At 64.8% G+C, this 4106-nt stretch carries 4 protein-coding genes and 3 pseudogenes; 4 read left to right on the forward strand and 3 right to left on the reverse strand.

Annotated features, from left to right (window positions below; all coding sequences use genetic code 11):
- Window positions 1–132 (reverse strand): annotated as a pseudogene (locus G3436_RS22575) (DEAD/DEAH box helicase); the annotation flags it as partial.
- Window positions 133–250: 118 nt separating this feature from the next.
- Between G3436_RS22575 and G3436_RS22580 the strand changes: the two are divergent.
- A complete protein-coding gene (locus G3436_RS22580; RefSeq protein ID WP_163949683.1) occupies window positions 251–670 on the forward strand; it encodes a polyribonucleotide nucleotidyltransferase in 420 nt (139 codons plus the stop codon).
- Window positions 670–1543: pseudogene (locus G3436_RS22585) on the forward strand (cation diffusion facilitator family transporter). The gene G3436_RS22580 and the pseudogene G3436_RS22585 overlap by 1 nt, the downstream one beginning before the upstream one ends.
- A gap of 51 nt (window positions 1544–1594) precedes the next feature.
- Here G3436_RS22585 and G3436_RS22590 read toward each other — a convergent pair.
- Window positions 1595–2379 (reverse strand): annotated as a pseudogene (locus tag G3436_RS22590) (DUF6515 family protein).
- Between the two features lie 401 nt (window positions 2380–2780).
- On the opposite strand from G3436_RS22590, the gene G3436_RS22595 reads away from it, so the two are divergent.
- Window positions 2781–3257 (forward strand): Lrp/AsnC family transcriptional regulator, encoded by a 477-nt coding sequence (locus G3436_RS22595; RefSeq protein WP_163949685.1) that lies wholly within the window; start codon window positions 2781–2783, stop codon window positions 3255–3257.
- Window positions 3258–3312: 55 nt separating this feature from the next.
- Window positions 3313–3516, forward strand: a complete 204-nt coding sequence (locus tag G3436_RS22600) for a DUF2788 domain-containing protein (RefSeq protein WP_163949688.1) — start codon at window positions 3313–3315, stop codon at window positions 3514–3516.
- Here G3436_RS22600 and G3436_RS22605 read toward each other — a convergent pair.
- The gene (locus tag G3436_RS22605; protein ID WP_163949690.1) at window positions 3513–4049 is read right to left on the reverse strand and encodes a pseudouridine synthase; all 537 of its coding nucleotides are present in this window, start codon (window positions 4047–4049) and stop codon (window positions 3513–3515) included. The genes G3436_RS22600 and G3436_RS22605 overlap by 4 nt on opposite strands.
- Window positions 4050–4106: the final 57 nt, after the last annotated feature.

Genomic DNA, 4106 nt, shown 5'->3' on the forward strand with positions numbered 1-4106 from the left:
CTCGTCGAGCAACGCCAGCGGTACGCGGGTGGTCTTGCCGGCGCCGGGCGGCGCTTCGAGCACGGCCTCGTGGCGCTGCTGCAACGCCGCACGCAAGGCGGGCAACACGGCATCGATCGGTAATGAATTCATGGTAGCCCTCGAACAATCGGCCGAGTATAACGGCGAACCCAGCCTGACTTATCATGGTCTTACCTGCATGGGCCGGCATTTTGCCGGTATCGTTGTGGCCTTTACTGCGGAGATTCACATGCGTATTCCTTCACGCGTCATCGGCGGCGCCCTGGTCGCCACCCTGCTGACCCAACTGACCGCGTGCGGCACCCTGTTCTATCCCGACCGCCGTGGCCAGATCGAAGGCAAGGTGGACCCGGTGATCGTCGCGCTGGATGCCATCGGCATCCTGTTCTATGTCATCCCGGGCCTGATCGCGTTCGGCATCGACTTCGCCACCGGCGCCATCTACCTGCCCGGCGGCACCACTGCCCAGGTCGATCCGCAACGGCTGCAGCACGCCATCGGTGCTGACGGCAAGGTCGACAACGCACGCCTGCAGGCCATCCTGCACAGCGAGCTGGGCCAGCGCCTGCCGCTCAACGACCCGCGCCTGATCCAGCACAAGGGCAGTGTCGAACAACTGGCGCTGTACGGCCTCAAGCCGGCCGCCTGATGGACACCTGCAGCGAACACGCCCGCCTGCTGCGCCTGGCCACCAGCGCCTCGCTGGCGGTGGCCGGCATTCTGATCGTGAGCAAGGCGATTGCCTGGTGGTTCAGCGGTTCGGTGAGCCTGCTGGCAGGGCTGACCGACTCGCTGCTCGATGGCGTGGCATCGTTCCTCAACCTGCTGGCGGTGCGCTATGCACTGCGCCCGGCAGACGACGATCACCGTTATGGCCACGGCAAGGCCGAGGCACTGGCGGGCATGGCGCAAGCGCTGTTCATCGGTGTGAGCGCGGTGCTGATCGGGGGGGCAGGCGCTGGAGCGCCTGCACAACCCGCAGCCGCTGGGCGATGCCACGCTGGGTATCGTGGTGATGCTGTTGTCGCTGGCGCTGACCGTGGCACTGCTGCTGTTGCAGGCGCGGGTGGTACGCATCACGGGCTCCACGGCAGTGCGTGCGGACTCGCTGCACTACCGCTCCGACCTGCTGCTCAACGCCAGCATTCTGCTGGCGCTGGTGCTGGCGCGATTTGGCTGGCCGCAGCTGGATGCGTTCTTCGGGCTGGGGATCGCGCTGTACATCCTGTGGAGTGCGCTGCAGATCGCGCGGGAAAGCGCGGCGACCCTGATGGACAAGGAGTTGCCCGGCGAGGTGAGCGAGCAGATGCTGGCCCTGGTCTGCAGCGTGCCCGGCGTGCTGGGTGCACATGACCTGCGCACGCGGGTGTCGGGCAACCACTGGTTCGTGCAGGTGCACCTGGAATTGCCAGGGGCGATGCCGCTGACCGAGGCACACGGGCTGTGCGATGCAGCGGCGGCAGCGATTCACCGCGCGTACCCAAAGGCCGAGGTGCTGGTGCATGCCGACCCGGTGGGGTGACAGGCAAGGCCGGCTCCTGCCTGCAGCAGCCGACCTTGCCGGCGAAACTGTTCAGTTGACGCTGTAACCCCGCCCACTCAAGCACGCACCCAGTGCCCTGCGGTAATTGTCCGCCACTTGCGCGGGCGGCGTATAGCTGGCCGCCGCCGGGTCGAAACCAGTCTGCTCGACGGCCCAGCGATGGCACTGGTATCGGTCCTGCTCGGCCTGTGGCGGGGTCTGCCCATAGGCCGGTAGGCAATCACGTCATAGCCACCGCGCTGTTGCACCGGTGGGTTCACCACCACGTACTCGCGGCGGTCGTCCTGGTACTGGTAATACGTACCCGCCGCCAGAAAGAACAACGTACTGCCCACCCACACCTGCTGCGCATAATCGGGCAGGTCGTTCACCCGTGCCCCATACGGCGGCGCTACCACCACATAGCGTGGCCCTTGCGGCTGGTACCAGTAGCCGCCGGAATAGTAATAGTCGTGGCCACGGTACGGCACCCGCCGATACTGATCAGCAAAGCGATCAATGGTATGCCCCGGCCGATACTGCGGGCCGGGCCCCCAGCCACTGCCATGGTGGCCGTCGCCCGGTCGCGGCCCCGGCCCGCCAGCCTGCCAATGCGGGTTGCCGTCATTGCGCCGTGGCACATCCTGGTAGTAGCCCTGGCGGGCAGGCTGGGTCTGGCGCACTTCGTCGGGCCGCGCGTTGAGCGGCGACGCAGCAGGTGGACGATCACCGCCATTGGGGTCCGGCTGCGGCCCATGGCGATCACCCTGGGCCTGCACATTCAGGCTCAAACAAAGCAAACCCACACCAGCCAACGGCCAGATGCTCGACTTCATGCTGTCTCTCTCCCGCGCGCATTCGTGACCTACTCTATCAGGCTGTCCGCGACGCGAGCGCATGCGCTGCATGAAAAAACCAGGCAATAAAAAAGGGCGACCCTGAGGCCACCCTTCGAGAATTTCGTCCTTGCTCGGCACTTGTGGCGCCGGCTCACCTCACGCCGTCTTGTGGACAGTGTGCAGCCCGGGGGCCAAGCACAACCCTGTTGGGTTGCTGGCCGCAGCGCCCCTGATTGGGGTCGCCGCCGTGGACATCTGTCCGGGCAGTGATTCTGTTGACCATCATAAGCAAGCGCAGCGGCAGAGGATTGCTAAAATTGCTCACCAAAACAGTACTTGCGCAATTTTTAACTAAAGATTGATAATCCACCGCAATTGAAACAGAAAAGGCTTCAACCATGAGCAAGCTTGACCGCTATGACCTGAGCATTCTTGCCGAACTGCAGCGCGATGCGCGCATCTCCAACCAGGAACTGGCCGAGCGTATCGGCCTGTCACCCTCGCCCTGCTCGCGGCGGGTCAAACAGCTCGAGGATGATGGCTACATCTCGCGCCAGGTGGCCCTGCTCGATCGCAAGAAGCTCGGCCTGAGCCTCACCGCCTATGTGCTGATCGGCATGGACCGCCACACCCCCGAGCGCTTTGAAACCTTCGAGGCGGCGATTCGCGGCCTGCCCCAGGTGCTCGAATGCAGCCTGGTCACCGGGATGGATGCCGACTACCAGCTCAAGGTGGTGGTGCCCGACATGGACCATTACCAGAAGCTGCTGCTCGGCCACCTGACCCGTATCGAAGGTGTCACCAGCGTGCGCTCCAGCTTTGTGCTCAACCAGGTGCTGGCCAGCACCGAGATGCCGCTCACGCACCTGCGTTAGTCAGCACCGGAGGGCGGGCGTATACTCGCGCGCTTCAAGCTGCCGGAGAAAATCGATGGATCCTGCGTTGTTCGAAGAATGGATGATGACCATCCTGGTCACCCTCCTGATTGGTTTCATGGGCTTTATCGTCTGGGACCTGGCGAAAAAATCCAAGGCCGGCAAGTTCGGCACCTTCATCCTGTTTTTCGTGCTGGGCCTGGGCATCCTCGCCTTTGTCATCAAAAGCGTGGTCATCGGCTACATCGAAGGCGTCTAGCGCCGCGCCGGGACTTCACGCCACTGGCCCTGCTCCAGCCCCTCAAGGCTCCAGTCGCCGATCCGCACGCGCACCAGGCGCAGGGTCGGCAAGCCGACCGCGGCGGTCATGCGCCGCACCTGGCGGTTGCGCCCTTCACGGATCACCAGTTCCAGCCAGGTGGTCGGGATGCTTTTGCGAAAGCGCACCGGCGGGTTGCGTGGCCACAGGTCAGGCTCGTCGAGCTGGCGTGCCTCGGCCGGCAAGGTCATGCCGTCGTTCAACGCCACGCCCTCACGCAAGCGCTGCAACTGCTCCTCGCTCGGTTCGCCCTCGACCTGCACCCAGTAGGTCTTGGGCAACTTGTGCCGGGGGTCGGCAATGCGCGCCTGCAACTGGCCATCATTGGTCAGCAGCAGCAAGCCTTCGCTGTCGCGGTCCAGACGCCCGGCCGGGTACACACCGGGGATGGCAATAAAGTCCTTGAGCGTGGCGCGGCCCTCGCCGTCGCTGAACTGGGTCAGCACGTCGAACGGCTTGTTGAACAGGATCAACCGCGGCTCGGCCGGCGGCGCCTTGGGCGGGCGACGCGGGCCGGCGGGTTTGGCCGC

Source organism: Pseudomonas brassicae (assembly GCF_010671725.1).
Taxonomy (GTDB): domain Bacteria; phylum Pseudomonadota; class Gammaproteobacteria; order Pseudomonadales; family Pseudomonadaceae; genus Aquipseudomonas; species Aquipseudomonas brassicae.